This is a genomic window from Parapedobacter sp. SGR-10, assembly GCF_011030405.1.
Classification (GTDB): Bacteria; Bacteroidota; Bacteroidia; order Sphingobacteriales; family Sphingobacteriaceae; genus Sphingobacterium.
In genome coordinates this window covers 1-18,475 of record NZ_JAAJTJ010000003.1, presented here as the reverse complement: position 1 = coordinate 18,475, position 18,475 = coordinate 1, and the positions used below count along the sequence as shown (strand labels likewise).

Below are 18,475 nucleotides of genomic sequence, written 5' to 3'. Positions count from 1 at the left end.
AACATCATTAAACAGGTTTTCTTGTTTGTTTATAATCCTTTATCTGATAATCCCCTTATTCGCATCCAATTCCGACTTTGGTATAGGCCAACGATAGCCTTTGGAGGGATCAAATGAACGCTCCTGTACCGTATATATTTCATATTCGATATTATTTGGCGTAAGTTTAGAGGGTCGGTATCCATGCAGGTTCTGGTAAGCCTCCTGCCCAATTTCCCACCGCATGACATCATATATCCGCAAACCTTCAAAAGCAAATTCCACCCGTCTTTCATGGCGGATCACCTCAATCAGATCCTCTGGCAGTAGTCCCGTACCTTCCACATCCTCTACTTTGGGCATCATCACCCCCGGACGTTGCCGCACCTGATTGATAAGACTATAGACGTGTGCCTCATCATAGGTTCCGCTCTCCACCAACGCTTCAGCTTCCATCAACAATACATCTGCATAACGGATAATCACCGGATTGACACCGGAAACATTATTAGTCCCGTTATCCGAAAAATCTATATATTTTCGTACCCGGAAACTTGTAAAATTCGCGTTCTGCGTCTGTGATGGATAATATACCTGCGGTGCACCTGTCTCCACATGATAGTCCCGAATGGAGTAAGGCACAATAAGCGTATAATGCAATCTGGGGTCACGGTTTGTAAAACGGTTGTCGTAGCCCCCTTCTTTCACGTAATTCGAGGGAGTCTTAAGACCTGTCGGCCGCACCGAAGGATCATACAAGGTATTATTGGGATCGTTTATAGACAGTCCATTGGTAGAATAATACTGCTCATAAAGTTCGTAGGACACCATCAGCCCGCTCCACGAACGAAGCCGGGTATACCATTGGTTGGAGAGACCAAATGGCTGCGCCCTTCTTTCAAACTGCATATCAAAGAGAACTTCCTTATTGTCGGCTTCGCCCTCCGGCAAAAATAATTGGTCATATTGGTTATAGATTTCGTATACGTCCAATTCACGTACCTTTTGGCAATATTCCGCGGCTTCCGTATAATGATGATTAAACAGTAACACCCGCGCTTTGAGTGCCAGCGCAGCGCCTTTTGTTGCCCTGCCTCTGTTATCAGGCGCATAGGTCGGTGGCAACAGTTCTGCCGCTGTCTCCAGGTCATCCAATACCTGTTGCACGACATCAGCTTCGGCAGTCAATGGCTTATCGGCTTCATCCAGACTTTCCGGCTTTAGCCGCAAAGGTACATCGCCGTAAAAAAACGCCAGATCAAAATAGGCCAACGACCGTAGAAACAAGGCTTCACCCTTATACTGATCATAAGCTGCCTGGGGCATATCCACATTATCAATATAGTGCAAGACCGTATTGGCACGCAGGATGATCCGATAGTTTCGTGCCCATTTGCTGACTACCTGATTGGTTTCATTGTTAAAAGTTCTAGACCAAAGCAACTGATATTCCACATAATATCCGTTGTCCATGACAAAGTCTAAATAAATGGGTTCATAAAGGTCATTGTGTGCTCTATATATACCATTGACCGCCTCCCGGATATCCCGCTCCGTCTTAAAATTGTCCGGAGACAGGAAGTCAATAGGTTGCCTGTCCAAAAACTTATCGTCACATGCGGTCAGACCAGATAAAAGGCCTACACATATTATATAGAATAATATATTCTTTTTCATAGCGTTAAAAATTTAAGTTTAATCCCAATGTATAACTTGCGATCTGCGGATGGAATGAAGCCGTTACATGTTTATAACTACGTTCAGGATCAAAACCTTCGATAAAAGATGTCAGCAATAGCAAATTTTCAGCATTGAAAAATACCCTACAACGATCCACCTGATAGCGTTGCACAAATTTCTTTGGTAGCTCATAACCAAGTTGTATACTCTTCAACCGAAAGAAAGAAGCATCATAGATATGGTAATCCGTCACAAGGCCGTCCCGGGTTTTGTCCTCATAAAGCCGTGTATATCTGTCTGAAGGATTATCGTATGTCCAGCGGTTATCGACCATGGTTCTGGTAATCGTACCCTGTGTATTAAAAAACGGTGCGATCAAATGTCCATTCATATAACCATCGCTTCCCTGCACACCATGCCCGATAATATTCAAACTGAATTGCTTATAAGAAAGGTCTGCATTAAATCCGTACTGAAATTTGGGCAGTGGATTACCGATTAAGGTGCGATCATCAGGTGTCACTTGTCCATTTCCATCGGCATCCACCAATTTGACATCTCCCGGGGCTGGTGTATCCATGAGGTTAGATTGGTTAGGGAGTCCATTTTTCAGCACATATACTCTTTCATCATGTGGAATGGCCGGATCGCTGTCATGCTGCCATGTGAAATCCGATACTTGATAAATCCGGTCTACTTGATAACCATAATAAGACGAGAAGGGCTCACCTACCACACTTCGGGTATTGCCGGTATGGTCAACAAACGGTAACCCACCTAATGTAGTTAACTTGTTTTTTATATACGTAAAATTGGTTGCGAGCGTATAGTTGATCTTATCCGCACGACGAGGTGATCTATAGCTTAGATTAAGTTCTATCCCCCTATTGGTCATCGCACCGATATTTTGATAAGGCAAGGTACTGATACCCAAGGATGGAGGTACCGTTACCCGCGCGAGGATATCAAATGTATTTTTATGAAAAAGCTCTGCTTCCAGACTCAGCCGGTTCCATAAAATAAGATCAAGACCGATATTAGTCTGCTCTGTCGTTTCCCACCGAACACTCTTGTTGGCAAGCAGATTTGTACCTCTTCCGGGAACGATGATATTACCAAAGGCATAGTATTCCTGTCCGCTCATGACATCGGCAAAAGCATAATATTGGCCCCATATATTCTGATTACCCAGACGTCCCCAGGATCCACGTAGCTTGAGATCCATAAAATCCAGCCCCTGCATAAAGTTTTCCTGACTGACACGCCAAGCTGCTGAAACAGACGGAAAACTTCCCCATCTGTGGGCCGGAGCAAATCGTGATGAGCCATCTCTGCGAAAATTGAATTCAAACAGGTACTTATTGGCATACGCATAGTTGAACCGGCCAAAATAAGAGGAGGTTGCGTATTCATAGGCTTCACTATTCAGATAGAGCTGATTTGGATCTCCGAAATTGAATATCGGCGCATTGCTGGACATCTCTTTTACCTGTCCATCGTCACGGTTGTATATCGTTTCTAGTTTTTCATGTGCTGCAAAGAAATTCATATCATGCCGACCTTTAGACAATTTGTAGTCCAAAGAAAACAAATACGTATTCTGATCCCTGCGTCCAAATCGTTTTTCCAGCAACGATTCTCGCTTCTGCGTTCCCGTTTCCATAAAGTCTGCCGCTGTATAAAACTCTGGCCTAAAAATCGTATATGTCTGGTTATACTTATTGTTAGCCAGCATAATTTTTCCTTTCAGGTTCTTGACAGGTATGATCTCTACGGAAGCTCTGGTATTCAACTGGGTGTTTTTCGCATTGATACCACCACCGAGTTCCTCCCCTGCGAGAAAACGTCCATGATATCCATAGAGATTAGGCATTCCGGTTTCTGGATCGGTCGAACGTATAAATGAAGACGGTGTCATCTGAGCTATTTGCCCCATAATAGCATTTGTACTTTCCGTCAATTCGTCCACACCTTCCCGATAACCATTCACACCGACGGACACATTTACTTTGTTCTTGAAAAAATTTCCCCAAAGGCTACTGTTGTACGAAATACGGTTTGCCGCCGTTCCGATCAGCACACCTTCCTGGTCTTTGTAGGAGACAGAGCTCGAAAACCCACTGTTTTTGCTCCTACCCCGTAAACCCACATAATGGTTTTGCATATGACTCTGTCTGAAATATACATCGTACCAATCGGTATTGGGATATCGTGGATCATCCTGCCGACGATAGTCTTCTATCCGATCCTGCGGAACTGCTTCAGGTTGCCCTACATTTTTTCGGGCTTCATTTTTATATATGAAATGTTCCCAGGAGTTCACCACGTCTGGCAAACGGGTAGCATTGCTCAGGGAGAAAGTACCGTTATAATCCAACTTCAATGTACCCCCTGTATCTTTTCCTTTTTTCGTTTCGATCAGGATCACCCCGGCAGATGCCCGCGACCCATATATGGCGGCGGATGCAGCATCTTTTAATATAGAGATAGACTCTACATCTTGTGGATTGACATCATTCAGATCGGCCTGTACACCATCGATGATGACCAACGGTTCATTATTGTTGTCAATGGACGATATCCCACGTATCCGGATTTCGCCCATATCATCCCCCGGTCGGCCGGAGTTTTGTACAATGCCGACTCCCGATACTTTTCCCTGCAACAATTGCTCGATACTGGTCAGAGCCCTGCCTTCGGCTTCATCTACGGTCACCGTGGAAACGGCTCCTGTGAGATTGGCTTTCTTTTGCGTACCGTATCCGATGGCAACAACTTCCTCAAGGCCGATCACATCCTGCTTCAGCACAATATTGACTCGTGTGCTGTCCTTGATGGGCACCGTTTGCGTCACGTAGGACACGCTTGAAAAAATAAGACGTGTAGTTTTCTCCGTAATAGCTACAGAAAATCCCCCTTTTGTATTTGTCAATGCCGGTGCCAGCCCGTCATCGGGTTTGACCGTGACGTTCGACAGAGGTTTTCCCTCTTCATCCATGACTGTTCCACTAATCCGTCGCATTTGGCTATAGCCATAGTGAAAACATACGGAAAGCAACAGTATTAATAGTATACTTCTTCTCATTTTTTTATGGTTTTTAATTCGTATTCATCATTATTGCGCACAATAGCACTTCATGGTCTAGGGTCTATATGCTCCACATTGGATATACCTCCGATGCCCTGTGGCACAAAGGACATATCTGTGGTCAGCAATATTTTATCACATCTTGCAAAATATTGAGAACTGTCGTAGAGTTCCACCACGTTCATTCCCTCTTTAAGCGTAAATACACCTCCCGTCTGCCATCCATATCCTACTTTGCCATGTGTTCCAAATTCGACCGGAGATTCCTCTCCTTTGATAATCACTTTAAACTTACGGTATCCTTGTTGAGTGTCGAAATCCTGCGAACGCACCCATAGCTTATATTCTACTGTTTCGTTGACCGTAATACCTGTCATCGCCTTCAGATCAGCCGGAGTACGTGTAGGATTTGGACTGCTTAAGCCCCTTAATACCATGCTGTGATCCCCACCTCTATCTACAATCCAATTATTGGTAAAAGCAAAATCCTCAGCCTCTATCCATAGATCAGTTCCCTGCGAGTGCTGTGGCCCCCTCAATGAATCTAGATAATCGACAAAGGGAATCTTTCGAACCGCGTATTCAGTAGGAGATATTTCGTATGCACGGATATAATCCACCATCATTACACCATTATCTGTAGCATCCGCCTCAGTAGCTATACACGTAATCCATAAATAGGTATCGTGCTGAGGAGCAAATCGGATATCGATAGTCCTGATCAACTTTCCATCAAAGAAAAAATTGATATAATCTGGCGTATATTCAAATCCATACGTATGGAAATCTTTTGACAGATCCACCACTGTCTCATATCTGCCCCCTCCGATAGATCCCCTATGCAGATTGCTTCCTTTCATATCCGACCAGTCTATAGCTCCATACTGAAAAAGACTGGAAGTAAAGTTGCCAAAATGCTCAAAACAATCGATCTCCGTACGCCCTCCAGATACATCTGTAAGAGGGTTTGGATCGTCAAAACCACTTCGTCCCGTTGCCCAGAAAGCCTCGTGCCAACCATAGCCGTCGTTCATTTTTGCCCGAATTTCATAATAACCATAACCTGTGGATTTTCTGGTGATTATGCCTCCACCTGTGAATGGTTTGTTGTTATAGCTTTCCTTTTTCAGTAATACTTTCAGATAGCCATTTTCAACCAATACATTCTCTGGACGCTGGCAGCTCTGGCTCTTACAATCCGTACGGTATCGCCAACGCTCTACATCAAGGACCGGAACATCAAATTGATCTTCCCAGACCAGTGTGTAGCCAAGGATAGGCGCCGATACCTCTTCGAGATTTTCGTTCTCAGCCGGCAAACCAACAGCTAACTCCTTGCACCCCGGAAGCACGCAGACAACACACGCAAAGGCAAAAAAGAACGACCTTCTCTGGGCATACAAAAGCAGATTTAACAATGTACTACGCATAGGTTTATTTTTTATTAGGTTTATTACCGCTTGCTACATTTCCCCGTCACCAGATACAGGATGTATTAATCCCAAAAGATTTGTGCAGTATTGTTCATGTTATATTGATTTAAAAACTTCTCCCTACCATCCACGAAAATAGTCTGGTCTGGTATGGTCTATAATTATAAAACAAACTTAACAGAACAAAAATGAAATACCAAATTTTTTTTGAAAAAATTGAGAATTACCGAAATGGCCTACTTTATAATAAAGAGAATCCGTTGTACATTATCAAATAAAACCGCTCTTTTGTCATACTGAGGAAACCGAAGGATCTGTATTGCCGCCGCCGGTAGGCAGGTTTTCTTCATCAGAGCCTGCCCCGAAAGTATTCGGGAATGACAAAGAAACGTACATAATGCACAACGGGTAAAGAAAATATTATTGGAATCCCTATTGTTCCAAGAGCCAAGGGAGATATTTTGGTAATGTAGAACCTAAGTAATAAGGTAAATTTAACAATAGGTAAGGCTGTTTATTTGGTGTCTGTGTACGTTCCAACACAAATTCACCGCCATAGATCCGTATGGCGTGCCGCGCCCCCGACTGTTCTATAAACTGATGCAATGATCGTAACGAACCTGTCTTGCCGGATTTTATCTCCACCGGAACGACTTTATCCCTATAAGATAAGAGCAGGTCAACCTCTGCCTGGGACTGGCTTTTTTCCCGGACCCAAAAGACAGGGCGTACATCTCCCGAATTTTCTATGGATATCAGCTCCTGCGCAACCAAATGCGGAATAATAGCCCCCTTGTATGCTTGGTTAAGGTCGTCCATCCCCAACATTTCAGCCTGTATCCGTAGACTGTAATTGACTAGTCCGGTATCCAAAAATTGTAGCCTTGGGGCTTTCTTCACGTCTAGCCGCAAAGGTGGATCTATCTCAGTTGTAGGATAAAGCAACCGGATAACCCTCGCGTCATCCAGTATCCTAAAGGCCTCTCCCACTTCCCTGGAACGGTAATTGGAATTCCCGAATCCTTGAAATCTGATCCTTTCGTCCACATGGAGAGGGGCTGTTTCGAGGATATACCGAATGATCCTCCTTTGATTATCATTGGCGGCATACTTTTCGACATCACCCTTGTACGTGTCCCATATACCGGCATACACACGTTGCAGATCGGGCAAGCTTTCTTTCTGCACATCTTTTCTGACCACTTCGGGCATCCCACCGATGATGGCGTACCTGTGAAAGTGATCCATTAATGTAGGATGTGCCACCTTTGTAACCGGAATATTTTCCAGTATGGCCAACAAATCATCTCGGCCGATTGCAGACAGATACTCAGGAAAATTCAACGGATGCAAATAAAGGTACTCCACTCTCCCTACCGGAAAATTTTTCACCTCTTTTAGCGCAAACTCTAACAAGGAACCGGCCGCAATCACGTGCAATGCGGGAAACTCCTCGTAAAAGTATCTAAGCTGTTGTATGGCCTTCGGGCTTTCCTGAATCTCATCGATAAACAACAGTGTATCGCCCATAGCGCCAAGCGGAATCCCTTTGGACACGAACAAAGCCTCTATAAGCAGCTTAGCCTCATCAAATTGTTCAAAAAAAGCACTATCCGAGGCTTTTTCCAGATTCATAAGAATGGTATGCTTATACGTTTTTGCGAAATCTTTTACCATAGTCGTTTTGCCGACCTGTCTGGCTCCCCTTATGATAAGAGGCTTCCTGTCCTCACGCCGTTTCCAATCCTGCAACAAACCTTCTGTTCTTCGTACAAATACCATATTCTTTAACTTAATCATCAATTAAACCACAACAAACTCATTTACAGCACAAATATATAAATTTTGTAACAGAACAAGGGCAATTTTTTGATAATTCTGTAACAGAACAAGGGTAATTTTTTGATAATTCTGTAACAGAACAAGGGCAATTTATCCGTTGTTGGCGTAAGGATTATCTGTGACGGGCTCTCTGCTGGTTGGACCATAAGTGTTAAATTAAGGCTTGCTTCGCCGATTTTTCCTCAGCTCCCGTAGGAGCGGTCTTTTGGTTGGACCTCGGCTATCTCTAACAGAAAGCTCCGTAGGAGCGACCTTATAGCTGATGATCGTTTCCATAAGGACGTCTCTATGGGACTTTTTGTGTTCTATTTGTTTTGTTACCATAAGGTAGTCCCTACGGGACTGTGTTAGGTTTACGATAGATTTTTATGTATTGTTATGGTTTCATCAGCAAGCTTGTTTCCTTAGTCTCAAGGGTATTGTTTCGGAGATCTATCACAGGGATCAGAATAATGTTTTGCTTAAGTTAACGGCTATGGCCAACTGGCGGATCGGTTAGCGAAGCGACCCTTGTGACTTTGCTTTTTGGGTGACAAGCGAGACACCTACCGCAAGCAGGCTTGCACCAGAACAATCCAAAACTCCTGGTCTGGTCTGTACTTTTTCCTTGTTTTAACCAACCAAACCTATTAGTTTTGTAACTGTTTCACAATTAATCCGTAATCAAATTGAAAGAAGTTTCCGATTCTATATCAAATAGCACAGGCACTATGCATCGCTTGAAATACATGCAACTGGTAGACTATATCATGTCGCAGATAGAACAAAACGAATTAGCCATTAACGATAGGCTACCTTCACTCAATCAATTGACGGCCGATCTTCGTATCAGTAAGGAAACAGCGTTAAAGGGCTTGCAATACCTCTCCGAAAAAGGCATTATCGAGTCCGAATACCGCAAAGGTTATTATGTAAAGAGTTTGAAACTACATCAAACTTATCGTGTGTGTTTGATATTGGACAAAATGAACGTGCTGCGTGATCGGGTGTACCAAGCCTTTCTGGAAACAATCAAAGATGAGGCCGAAGTAGATGTATTCTTTCATCACCACAATTTTAAGGTATTCGAAAAACTTGTCGAAGAAAACCTCAATAACTATACACATTTCGTTGTTATCACATATTTTAAGGAAAATCCTGTAGAAGTTCTCAATAAAATCCCTCCGCACAAAAGATTGATCATCGACCGTCACGAAAACGGCCTTCATGGTGAATACACCAGCATCTATCAGGACCACAAATCGGATATCGTAGATTCATTGACCACCTTACTTCCGCAACTGAAAAAATACAAACACTTGACACTGGTCGCCCCATTGGAAGCCTTTCATGCCAAAGAGCTGATCGAAGGGTTTGAAGCCTTTGCCAAAGAATACAAAAAACCCTATAGTATCATCCATGCCCCGGATGATACGACCGTCAAAAAGGGGGACGCGTATATCACATTCAGTCGGTATGACCAAGATGACGTGGATATCATCAAGATAGCCAGGGAGAAAAACTGGAAATTGGGGAAAGACATAGGCTTGATCTCTTACAACGATACGGCAGTAAAAGAAGTACTGGAAGACGGCATTACCGTCATCAGTACGGATTTTCACAAAATGGGGGAAGAAGCGGCCAAAGCCATCCTAAACCGCGAACCGATACAACTCCGCGACCCGGCAACGGTCATTATCCGTAAGTCACTGTGACTTACATCATATATCCTTCGTCGCGCATGCTATAATAGCCTTCATCGGTGAAGATCACATGATCAATGATACGTATATCCATGACCCGTGCGGCCTCCCAGATCTTTCGGGTGATATCCTGATCCGCTTCGCTCGCTGCCAAAGTTCCTGACGGATGGTTGTGGACCAATACGATAGAACTGGCATTGTTTTGCAACGCATACCGCAGGATGATACGCACGTCTACCGGGGTAGAATCGTTACCTCCCCTACCGATCAGCTTGCTCTCCAACAACTTGCAGCTCCTACTGAGATAAATTGCCCAAAACTCTTCATATGGCAGATCTTTCAAACGGGCTCCAAAGTACTTGTAAACACGACTACTGGTATTTAGGATAGGCTTTTCCATAGGTTTCTCATCCTTACGCCTTCTTCCCAATTCCAATGCCGCTACAATAGAGATCGCCTTGGCCTCACCTATACCTTTGTACCTGCAAAAATCTGAGACATCCAATTGGGAGAGATTATGCAGATCATTGTTTTGATCCTTCAGTATTCGCTTGCACAGTTCCACGGCAGTCTCTTCACGAGAGCCCGAACCTATCAGGATCGCCAGCAACTCGGCATCCGTCAAGGCACGCCTGCCATGCTCCATAAGTTTTTCCCGCGGTCTATCCGCTTCTGCCCATTCGCGTATGATCAGTTTGTTCATCGGCAAAATACAATTGGTCAATATCTAACCGAAGATATAAAATAAATCTTTGGTTAACAACCCCTCTCCCCATAACAAAAAAAGGTTCCGGCCTCTACGACCGGAACCTCAACAACCAAACTTAACCACCTCACTATATTATTTTACTTCAATCAGTCTCTTTGCCACAATAGCATCTTCCTTCTTACCGATCCTGACATCCAATACGCCATCTACATACGTAGCCTCTATATTGCTGTAATCCACCGTATCAGGCAATGTGAATGAGCGGGTAAAGGAAGTATAGCTGTACTCTTTCTTGCTGTACAATTTTTCCTTGACTTCCGATTCCTCTTTCTTGTCTACCGAAATCGAAACAATATTTTTGTCCACATTGATCTTGAAATCAGACTTCTGCAATCCCGGAGCAGCCAATTCGATATTGTAGGCATCCTCCGTTTCGGTAATATTGACCGCTGGAACTCGGGTTACTAACCTATCGGTAATGAACGAATCATTGAATAGATTGTCAAAGACCGAATTAACAAAGGGATTTACAGAATCTGTATTTACTGTACGATTGGGAAATTTAATTAATGCCATTTTTATGTCCTCCTATAGTTTTTTTATTTGTTATACACTTGCTATTACTCAAGTTGTGTTCCAAAACCAAAAACAGGACATTTTGTCTTAATAAAAGAATTTATTAAGACATTTTGACACTACCCGCTTAACAAAGAACAGTGGAAAGTGGACAATTCATAATTTGCAATTCGTAATTCATAATTATGTCCTCTCCACTATTTTTCAAAAATCAACGCCACTTCCGAATTGGCCAGATCTCCCCCGAAAGCCGGATTAACCTTACGTATATTGACCACCACCTTCGTCACAAAATCATATTTATTCAATACTCTGTCCAATATTTCCTGTGCCGCAGACTCCAGAAGCTTGCGCTTACATCCCATGACCTCCACCAATATTTGATAGATATCTTCGTAATTGATCGTATTGCCCAGATGTTCCGTATCTTCATTTTGGAAAGGAAAATAAGCCTCCACAGCAACAAAAAACTCATTCCCCACGATCTGTTCCTCTTCATAATAGCCAATGGGTGAAAAGAAACGCACCTCGGACAAAGCCACCTTTTGTGTTATCATACCTTAAAAATAACAATTTACCTCAAAAAATGAAAGATAAAAAGTCTTCCGAAGTTTCGAAACGGCGAAGCCCTCAACTTTGCCTTTGAAAAATATAACACAGCAAAGTTAAACTTCGGAAGTCTAGTCATAAATTCCTAACTTCGTCCAATAATCCCCAGCGCTGGCGCGCGACTCCCGTCGCGTGTCCCCCTCATAATCGGGCACACGAAAGGGTTTGTGCTAGCGTGTGAACGCGTACACTCAATAAATAATTATGTTAATGAAAAAACTAGTATTCCTTTTTCTATTAGGCTCATCATGTGCGTATGCGCAGCGCAATTTTACCATTGATGAAACCGTGTATGGCCCCGGAAAATTCGCTCCAAAAAACTATTATGCCCTACAATGGCAAACATCTTCCGATATCATTAGCCATGTGGACGAAAACTATCAAAATCTCGTTTTGAGACAATCCAAAGACAATTGGGCAGTCCAAAATACAGTCTCCGCCGCCGAACTGCAAAAAGCCGTCGAAGAAATTCTACCCGCTGAAAAAATAACTTTTCGCATGTTCCCCATGCCATACAATTGGAAATCAGACCATGTATTGTCATTTTCGACAGCATCAGAAAAATCGACCTATATGATCGATTACGACATCTCGACGAAAAAAGCAACCGTCACCTCTACCGTTCCCCATACCGCGGCCAACGTGGAATACAGTTCGGACAACAGTACAGTGGCCTATCTGATCGGAAACAATATTGAAATTTTGACCCCATCCGGACAAACCATACAGGTCACCAAAGATACGGTAGACGGCATTGTCAATGGCTCGGACTATACCCACAGACAGGAGTTTGGCATCAAAAAGGGGATGTGGTGGTCTCCAGACAACAAGAAACTGCTCTACTATCGTAAAGATGAAACGATGGTGACAAAATACCCCTTACCGCAATGGGACCCCCGCATTGCTATGGTCAAAAACATCCGATATCCGATGGCCGGTATGAAAAGCGAAGAAGTAACCCTGGTCGTCTACGATACCCAAACGAGACAATACACCTCCCTACAGACAGGCGAGCCCAAAGAGCAATACCTCACCATTGTCACCTGGGATCCTTCGGGCAGATATATTTATGTCGGCGTACTCAATCGGGGTCAGGATCATCTCAAGCTCAACCAATACGATGCACAAACGGGCACTCTGGTCAAAACACTGTTTGAAGAACGATCGACTACCTGGGTAGAACCGCAGGAACCGTTGATTTTCCTCCCCAATACTCCCGACCAATTCCTCTATCAAACCGACAAGGATGGTTACAATCAACTTTATCTCTATGATACGTCAGGCAAGCTTATCAAACATCTTGGATACAATGATGTGATCGTTGTAGACTTCAAAGGCTTTGACAGCAAGGGACGAAAAGCCTACTATATCGGTGCAAGCAACAAAGGGTTGGAAAGACACCTGTTCGAAGTAGATCTAAAGTCCGGAAAAACCCAGCAATTGACCTCCACAGGCGGAGTGCACAATGCCACTATCAGTCCTAGCGGTAATTTTGTTCTGGATCAATACAGCAACTTAAGTACACCAAACAAAATCCAGGTTTTATCCAAAAACAACAAAAAGAGCCAAATTCTATTGGAAGCGGACAATCCGTTTATAGGACAGATCAACCTCCCCCATATAGAAATCCGGGAATTTACCTCGGCAGATGGAAGTACACCGCTAAACGCACGCATTACCTATCCAACAGACTTTGACAGCAACAAGAAATATCCCGTCATGGTATATCTGTACGGAGGTTCACATGCCCAGTTGGTTACGGACAAATGGTTGGGAGGAATAGGTTATTTCGACCTATACATGGCACAAAACGGGTATATCGTCTTCACTTTGGACAATAGAGGCTCGGATGCGCGAGGACGGGATTTTACTCGTATCACACATCGTCGGCTCGGCGAAGCTGAAATGGCCGATCAGCTGGTGGGTGTGGATTTCCTGCGGTCATTGCCCTACGTAGACAAGGACAGAATGGGCATATTTGGATGGAGTTATGGCGGCTTTATGACCACTTCGCTGATGACCAAACACAACGATATCTTCCACACAGCTGTAGCCGGAGGACCGGTCATGGATTGGAAGTATTACGAAATCATGTACGGCGAACGCTATATGGATACGCCACAGGAAAATAAGGATGGCTATGAAAAAACTTCCCTGCTCAATAAAACCGACCGCTTGAAAGGCAACCTCTTGATCATACACGGCGCACAGGATCCTGTCGTCGTACAGCAGCATAGTATGCAATTCGTCGAACAATGTATCAAACAGGGAAAGCAAGTAGATTATTTTTTATACCCCACCCATGAGCACAATGTAGGTGGCAAGGACCGTATCCATATGTACGAAAAGATTGCACGGTATTTTGATTTGCATCTGAAAATATAGGGGCAAATAATCATTTGCCCAAATATTGTAGAGACGCAATGCATTGCGTCTCTACCAGAACCCCATCATAAAAAAAACAAACCTTCCGTATCTTTGTTGTAATGCTAACAATCGAAGATCGGCTACATCATTTGTTTTAGAAAAGACGATTATTCTGAATTATAAAAATATTTTGAAATAAAATTTTATCTATTTGTAGCGTACCCGAAGAAAAAACCGTTTATCCTATTGTACAAAATAAAATATGATATGAAAAATGCATTACTAATTGCAACTACATTATTCCTCACATTGAACAGCTGTGGAATCAAAAAAGTAAAAAACACAGAAGAAGTGGCTATAACCGAAAATCTTTATAACACCAAATGGAAGCTCATCGAATTGGACGGCAAACCTGTAGCGGATAAAGTCAATGGCAAAGAACCTTATCTTTCATTTGACGAGACCACGAAAAGGTATTCTGCATCGGGTGGATGCAACGGTCTTGGCGGAACCTTCGAAGTGAAAGGAAAAGAAATCATATTCTCCCAAGGCATATCGACCATGATGGCCTGTATGGACATGACTGTAGAAAACGGATTCCGATCGATCTTCGGCAATACGATACAGTTCTCCCTGTCCGAAGACAACGTTTCCAAGACCAAAACGCTCTCTCTAAGTAAAGACAAAAAAGTTATTGCCCGGTTTGCCGTTGCAAACAACGAATCCGTTGCCAAGCTCGACGGTATCTGGGAATTGGATTACATATCCGGTCCACGCATTGCCTTTGAGGGCCTCTATCCCGACAAAAAACCGACCATACAATTCGACGTAGAAAAAGGCCGGATCACCGGCAACGGAAGCTGCAACAGCTACAATGGATCTGTAAAAATCGACGGTTACCACATCTCGTTCGGAGCCATTGCTTCGACCAAGATGATGTGTCCACATATCCAAGGCGAAGACGTGTATTTTCAGACCTTGAAAAAAATAAATAGGTTCGACGTACAGGACGACCAACTCACCTTCATCATGGACGACATCGCCATGATGCGGTTTAAGAAAAAGTAATAAGTATTGGGGCTGTCTAAAAAGCCCATCATGCCGTCATTTCGACGAGGCACGAGGAGAAATCTATGGCTAAGAAATTTTTCAAACTATTGAAAATAAGCAAATTATAATTCATCCATAGATTTCTCTCTTCGTTCGAAATGACGATTAGATTAATTGTCAGACCTTTTTAGACACCCATCTCTACCTAAACAAATCAAAACTTAATACCAACCTTCTCAGTCGCAGGCGACATACCCTTGGAATCCTGCTGTGTGGAACGTGATTTGCCTTTGCTCTTATACCTCCTCACGGGCCCGCCATCCACCACACGGACAATGCCCCTGCGTTCGCCACCCGTGGTCATGTATTCCAAATAGCCCGTATAATCTCCCAGATTATACAGATGCAGATGATTCAAATCATAATTGTATTTCTCCAGATAGGGCCGATCGGGATGATAACGCACTACCTTTGATTGAAATTCCGCTTGGCCGTTTTGACGCGTGATTATCAAGCGGTCAAATATCGTTTTCAGCATGGTCCGATCAGGTGTATAACCGAGACTGTCACGGCTTATCTTGAGCAACGACACTATCCGGTGCGATCCCCGAATCGGCACTTCCAATATCTTTCTCTGCCCATAGGCCGATGTGTAGGCCTTCTTCCAGGTAACGTATATCTTCGGTTCGACTGTCTTACGGCTTGTGTCATTTGTGCCCGCCTTCTGCGGAACAGACTTCTCTGCAAGCTTCGTATATACTTCAGCACTCATTTTTTCTTCTTGCTTCGCCGAAACAGATTTCGTAAATTTTGCATACATGCCAGTACGCATCTGCTCTTCCAACTCCGTCTGATAGTATTGTTTGGCAGTCTCTATAAACTTAGGATCCTCCTCAATTTTTGCCATACGATCGGGAACAAGACTATCGCTGAACTTTTTATTGCAGGAACCGATCAATAGGCAAACTGCGAACAAAAAAACAAGAAATAGATTTCTTTTCATAATCATAGATTTAACCATATAACCTAAACCAAAGAAGAATTTGGTCAAGCTTTTTCTCTTAAAGTCATCATAAAGATATTAAAAATATGGCGATTATATACTTTAGCAACCAGCCCGTCATTTCGACGAAGAAGGAGGAGAAATCTATGGATGAATTGGATTAATGTACTATCTGGCCATAGATTTCTCTTCGTCGTACCTCCTCATCGAAATGACGACAAAGTTTGGTTAAAGAAATATATAATTACCAAAAATATAAATTAGATACAATCGCAGCGATGAGGAGTCGATCCGGTTTTCACTAAAAATAAGTACAGTACAAAAAGACAGTTGCAAGTAGCTGTAATAGGACAGAAATCCAATTTGTTAAATTACATTCCACAAACAACATAAAATAAAACACAAAGAAACAAAACCGCCATCAAAAATCCCTTCAATCCATAAAAAACAAAATAAGCGTTTTAAGCCTCTTTTTTTTACAAAAATGGGAAACCTACGTAAAAGATGAAACTATCTTAAAAACAGCTTAAAAAACACCTTAAATAAAAAATATTACCATAAGCAGGGAGCAGTCTACAACACAGGGGGGGGGCATAAAAACAATCATCCCATAAATACAGGGCGAATGTACCGTGAAAGTACTGTGAGTGTACTATAAAGGTACCAGAGAGGTACTGGAAAGGTACTAAGGAGGTACTGGAAAGGTACTAAAGAGGTACCAACTGACAGTACCTTTGCAGGCAATCTTTAGTAGCTTTAGCGCCTATCTCCGGTAGAACTGTAATTAACCCAAAAGAAAACATCAGATCCTCCGTCACCCAAACAGATCCGAGCTCAGATACCGATGGGGGCACGACAAAACCACGAAGTAGCTGCGAAGCAAGCCGACCGGAGGGAGTTCAACGTAGGTAAATATAGAAGAAGCGGTCTATTCCCCTTTCTGTCTCATAGCCATCCCTTGTACTCCAGTCGTAAAATGTCCAAAATCGATAAGTCTGCTCATTTTTTATCGTAAACTTTCTGCACAGAAATTCACGCTTCATGCGTGCTTGTACTCCTTCTCAAACTTTCGGATAGTTAACGTCCTCTGTCCCGTATCAATAGTACCAAATGAGTGGTTCAGATTCTCCGGAAAACTCCTTATAACAAAAAACTGCAAACATATCAGCTACTTTCACTTGACCATCTTTCCTAACACCAAGCTTGATTTCAGATGCAAAACACAGAACTATTCCATAAAGCAACAAAGCCCCATACTGTTTTATTTAATTCACCCCATTGACATATAATATTACCAAAAATAGCTTTGATGGCACTACATCATGGAGTCGGCAACCTCCTGACACCCAATCATACAATTCAAAACAACAGGAAATCGGCCGAATCATCTGAACCCTTTTTGATGTAAAACACAGAGGCTATTTTCCCATCCTTCATCAATACATACTGATAAATTTGTCCTCTCAAAATTATCAAATAAATGTTTTTTTTAACCTCCGGGATCTTATTCTGAAACAAAGTATCCTCACCCGGATGATCAAGAAGTGAAACAATGCGGAACGGATGATCAGCATCAAAAATTATCATACAGTTCTGACAGTCAATACAAGGGCAAACCATCTCATCTCGTTTCCTAAGGTGGGAATCTATAAAATGTGCTGTACCACGGATATTTTCCTTATCCTCGACAAACATAAATTGTTGCACAATATCAGCAGCACTGACTTTCGACGCATGTACGGCATTAAAAAAATCCCGAATGACCTGCATATCCAGTTGTTTCATGTCATCCTGTGCAGACAATGGCAAAATAGTGCTACAAAGCATAAGGAATAATAATACAATTCTCATAGTTTACTAACTTAATTGCTACAATCACCACTTTTATTGGGTGCATTTGTCTTAGATCCAGTCTTGCTTACGCCTGGCGGGACAGTCATTGCTCTTATATCTTCTCCTAGGTGACCTGGAGATCGTCCTGTAAACATCGTCCCTGTTGCAGAAGTACTCGGCAAATTTAAACCACCGAGATTACCTACATTAATCCCAAAATCGGTACAATTATAAGTGTTTAAATTGTATGTTGAGGGGAAGTTATTAGTATAATGTATAATGCTAGAAAGTTGAGAAGCTGTTATATTTTTGGAAATACTTACATGATACATAGTGCCGCTATTATCTCTAATTTCAGCATTATAGTCGCTTCCCAAAGCGATACCAACAGAACTTGCTGAAGAAGGTGGATAGTATCCTAGATATCTAGAGACATTTCCTTGCTCTATTCCAATAAAAACGTGCCCAACCGAATTGGGTCCAACATCATTTCTTGTTCCCTCTTTTGCTTGTTGTACATAAACTGTTAATTTGGCAGATTGAGTTTTGTCAAAACATTTCGTTTCTTCTTCTGGATCTACTTTCTCTCCTTCAATGTTTATAATTACTGTTGGCACCTCCAAC

At 42.7% G+C, this 18,475-nt stretch carries 13 protein-coding genes; 3 read left to right on the top strand and 10 right to left on the bottom strand.

The features are described from left to right. Positions 1–39 precede the first annotated feature (39 nt). The 4 genes from G5B00_RS04210 to G5B00_RS04195 all read right to left on the bottom strand — a co-directional run bounded on the left by G5B00_RS04210 (position 40) and on the right by G5B00_RS04195 (position 7,980). Positions 40–1,656, bottom strand: coding sequence for a RagB/SusD family nutrient uptake outer membrane protein (locus G5B00_RS04210; protein WP_163872011.1), 1,617 nt, complete (start codon positions 1,654–1,656; stop codon positions 40–42). A gap of 4 nt (positions 1,657–1,660) precedes the next feature. Further along, positions 1,661–4,744, bottom strand: coding sequence for a SusC/RagA family TonB-linked outer membrane protein (locus G5B00_RS04205; RefSeq protein ID WP_163872010.1), 3,084 nt, complete (start codon positions 4,742–4,744; stop codon positions 1,661–1,663). A 50-nt stretch (positions 4,745–4,794) separates the two neighbouring features. Beyond that, complete coding sequence (locus G5B00_RS04200) at positions 4,795–6,177, bottom strand: family 16 glycosylhydrolase (protein ID WP_163872009.1); 1,383 nt, start codon at positions 6,175–6,177, stop codon at positions 4,795–4,797. A 435-nt stretch (positions 6,178–6,612) separates the two neighbouring features. After that, on the bottom strand, positions 6,613–7,980 hold the full coding sequence (locus tag G5B00_RS04195) for an ATP-binding protein (RefSeq protein ID WP_205966874.1): 1,368 nt from the start codon (positions 7,978–7,980) through the stop codon (positions 6,613–6,615). 752 nt (positions 7,981–8,732) lie between these two features. Between G5B00_RS04195 and G5B00_RS04190 the strand changes: the two genes are divergently transcribed. Beyond that, on the top strand, positions 8,733–9,716 hold the full coding sequence (locus tag G5B00_RS04190; protein WP_163872008.1) for a GntR family transcriptional regulator: 984 nt from the start codon (positions 8,733–8,735) through the stop codon (positions 9,714–9,716). Between the two features lies 1 nt (position 9,717). Here the strand turns inward: G5B00_RS04190 and radC are convergent, their stop codons facing one another. From radC to G5B00_RS04175, 3 genes are all read right to left on the bottom strand, one after another. Beyond that, positions 9,718–10,407: a RadC family protein gene (radC, locus tag G5B00_RS04185; protein ID WP_205966295.1), complete on the bottom strand. Its 690-nt coding sequence runs from the start codon at positions 10,405–10,407 to the stop codon at positions 9,718–9,720. Between the two features lie 138 nt (positions 10,408–10,545). Further along, the gene (locus G5B00_RS04180) at positions 10,546–10,989 is read right to left on the bottom strand and encodes an Hsp20/alpha crystallin family protein (protein WP_163872007.1); all 444 of its coding nucleotides are present in this window, start codon (positions 10,987–10,989) and stop codon (positions 10,546–10,548) included. Between the two features lie 197 nt (positions 10,990–11,186). Continuing rightward, positions 11,187–11,546 (bottom strand): dihydroneopterin aldolase, encoded by a 360-nt coding sequence (locus G5B00_RS04175; RefSeq protein ID WP_163872006.1) that lies wholly within the window; start codon positions 11,544–11,546, stop codon positions 11,187–11,189. Positions 11,547–11,808: 262 nt separating this feature from the next. Here G5B00_RS04175 and G5B00_RS04170 point away from each other — a divergent pair, with 262 nt between their 5' ends. Then, the gene (locus G5B00_RS04170; RefSeq protein WP_163872005.1) at positions 11,809–13,983 is read left to right on the top strand and encodes a S9 family peptidase; all 2,175 of its coding nucleotides are present in this window, start codon (positions 11,809–11,811) and stop codon (positions 13,981–13,983) included. 249 nt (positions 13,984–14,232) lie between these two features. Continuing rightward, positions 14,233–15,033 (top strand): META domain-containing protein, encoded by an 801-nt coding sequence (locus tag G5B00_RS04165; protein WP_163872004.1) that lies wholly within the window; start codon positions 14,233–14,235, stop codon positions 15,031–15,033. 196 nt (positions 15,034–15,229) lie between these two features. Here the strand turns inward: G5B00_RS04165 and G5B00_RS04160 are convergent, their stop codons facing one another. The 3 genes from G5B00_RS04160 to G5B00_RS04150 form a co-directional block, all read right to left on the bottom strand. Continuing rightward, positions 15,230–16,018, bottom strand: a complete 789-nt coding sequence (locus tag G5B00_RS04160) for a hypothetical protein (protein ID WP_163872003.1) — start codon at positions 16,016–16,018, stop codon at positions 15,230–15,232. 1,359 nt (positions 16,019–17,377) lie between these two features. Further along, positions 17,378–17,869: a hypothetical protein gene (locus G5B00_RS04155; protein WP_163872002.1), complete on the bottom strand. Its 492-nt coding sequence runs from the start codon at positions 17,867–17,869 to the stop codon at positions 17,378–17,380. Positions 17,870–17,880: 11 nt separating this feature from the next. After that, positions 17,881–18,475 (bottom strand): hypothetical protein (locus G5B00_RS04150; protein ID WP_205966294.1); only part of this gene is annotated, 595 nt, incomplete at its 5' end.

Excerpts from the sequence above, each read along its gene's own strand:
- G5B00_RS04210 (WP_163872011.1), bottom strand. The coding sequence starts at position 1,656 with ATGAAAAAGAATATATTATTCTATATAATATGTGTAGGCCTTTTATCT.
- G5B00_RS04205 (WP_163872010.1), bottom strand. The coding sequence starts at position 4,744 with ATGAGAAGAAGTATACTATTAATACTGTTGCTTTCCGTATGTTTTCAC.
- G5B00_RS04200 (WP_163872009.1), bottom strand. The coding sequence starts at position 6,177 with ATGCGTAGTACATTGTTAAATCTGCTTTTGTATGCCCAGAGAAGGTCG.
- G5B00_RS04195 (WP_205966874.1), bottom strand. The coding sequence starts at position 7,980 with ATGATTAAGTTAAAGAATATGGTATTTGTACGAAGAACAGAAGGTTTG.
- G5B00_RS04190 (WP_163872008.1), top strand. The coding sequence starts at position 8,733 with ATGCATCGCTTGAAATACATGCAACTGGTAGACTATATCATGTCGCAG.
- radC (WP_205966295.1), bottom strand. The coding sequence starts at position 10,407 with ATGAACAAACTGATCATACGCGAATGGGCAGAAGCGGATAGACCGCGG.
- G5B00_RS04180 (WP_163872007.1), bottom strand. The coding sequence starts at position 10,989 with ATGGCATTAATTAAATTTCCCAATCGTACAGTAAATACAGATTCTGTA.
- G5B00_RS04175 (WP_163872006.1), bottom strand. The coding sequence starts at position 11,546 with ATGATAACACAAAAGGTGGCTTTGTCCGAGGTGCGTTTCTTTTCACCC.
- G5B00_RS04170 (WP_163872005.1), top strand. The coding sequence starts at position 11,809 with ATGAAAAAACTAGTATTCCTTTTTCTATTAGGCTCATCATGTGCGTAT.
- G5B00_RS04165 (WP_163872004.1), top strand. The coding sequence starts at position 14,233 with ATGAAAAATGCATTACTAATTGCAACTACATTATTCCTCACATTGAAC.
- G5B00_RS04160 (WP_163872003.1), bottom strand. The coding sequence starts at position 16,018 with ATGAAAAGAAATCTATTTCTTGTTTTTTTGTTCGCAGTTTGCCTATTG.
- G5B00_RS04155 (WP_163872002.1), bottom strand. The coding sequence starts at position 17,869 with ATGAGAATTGTATTATTATTCCTTATGCTTTGTAGCACTATTTTGCCA.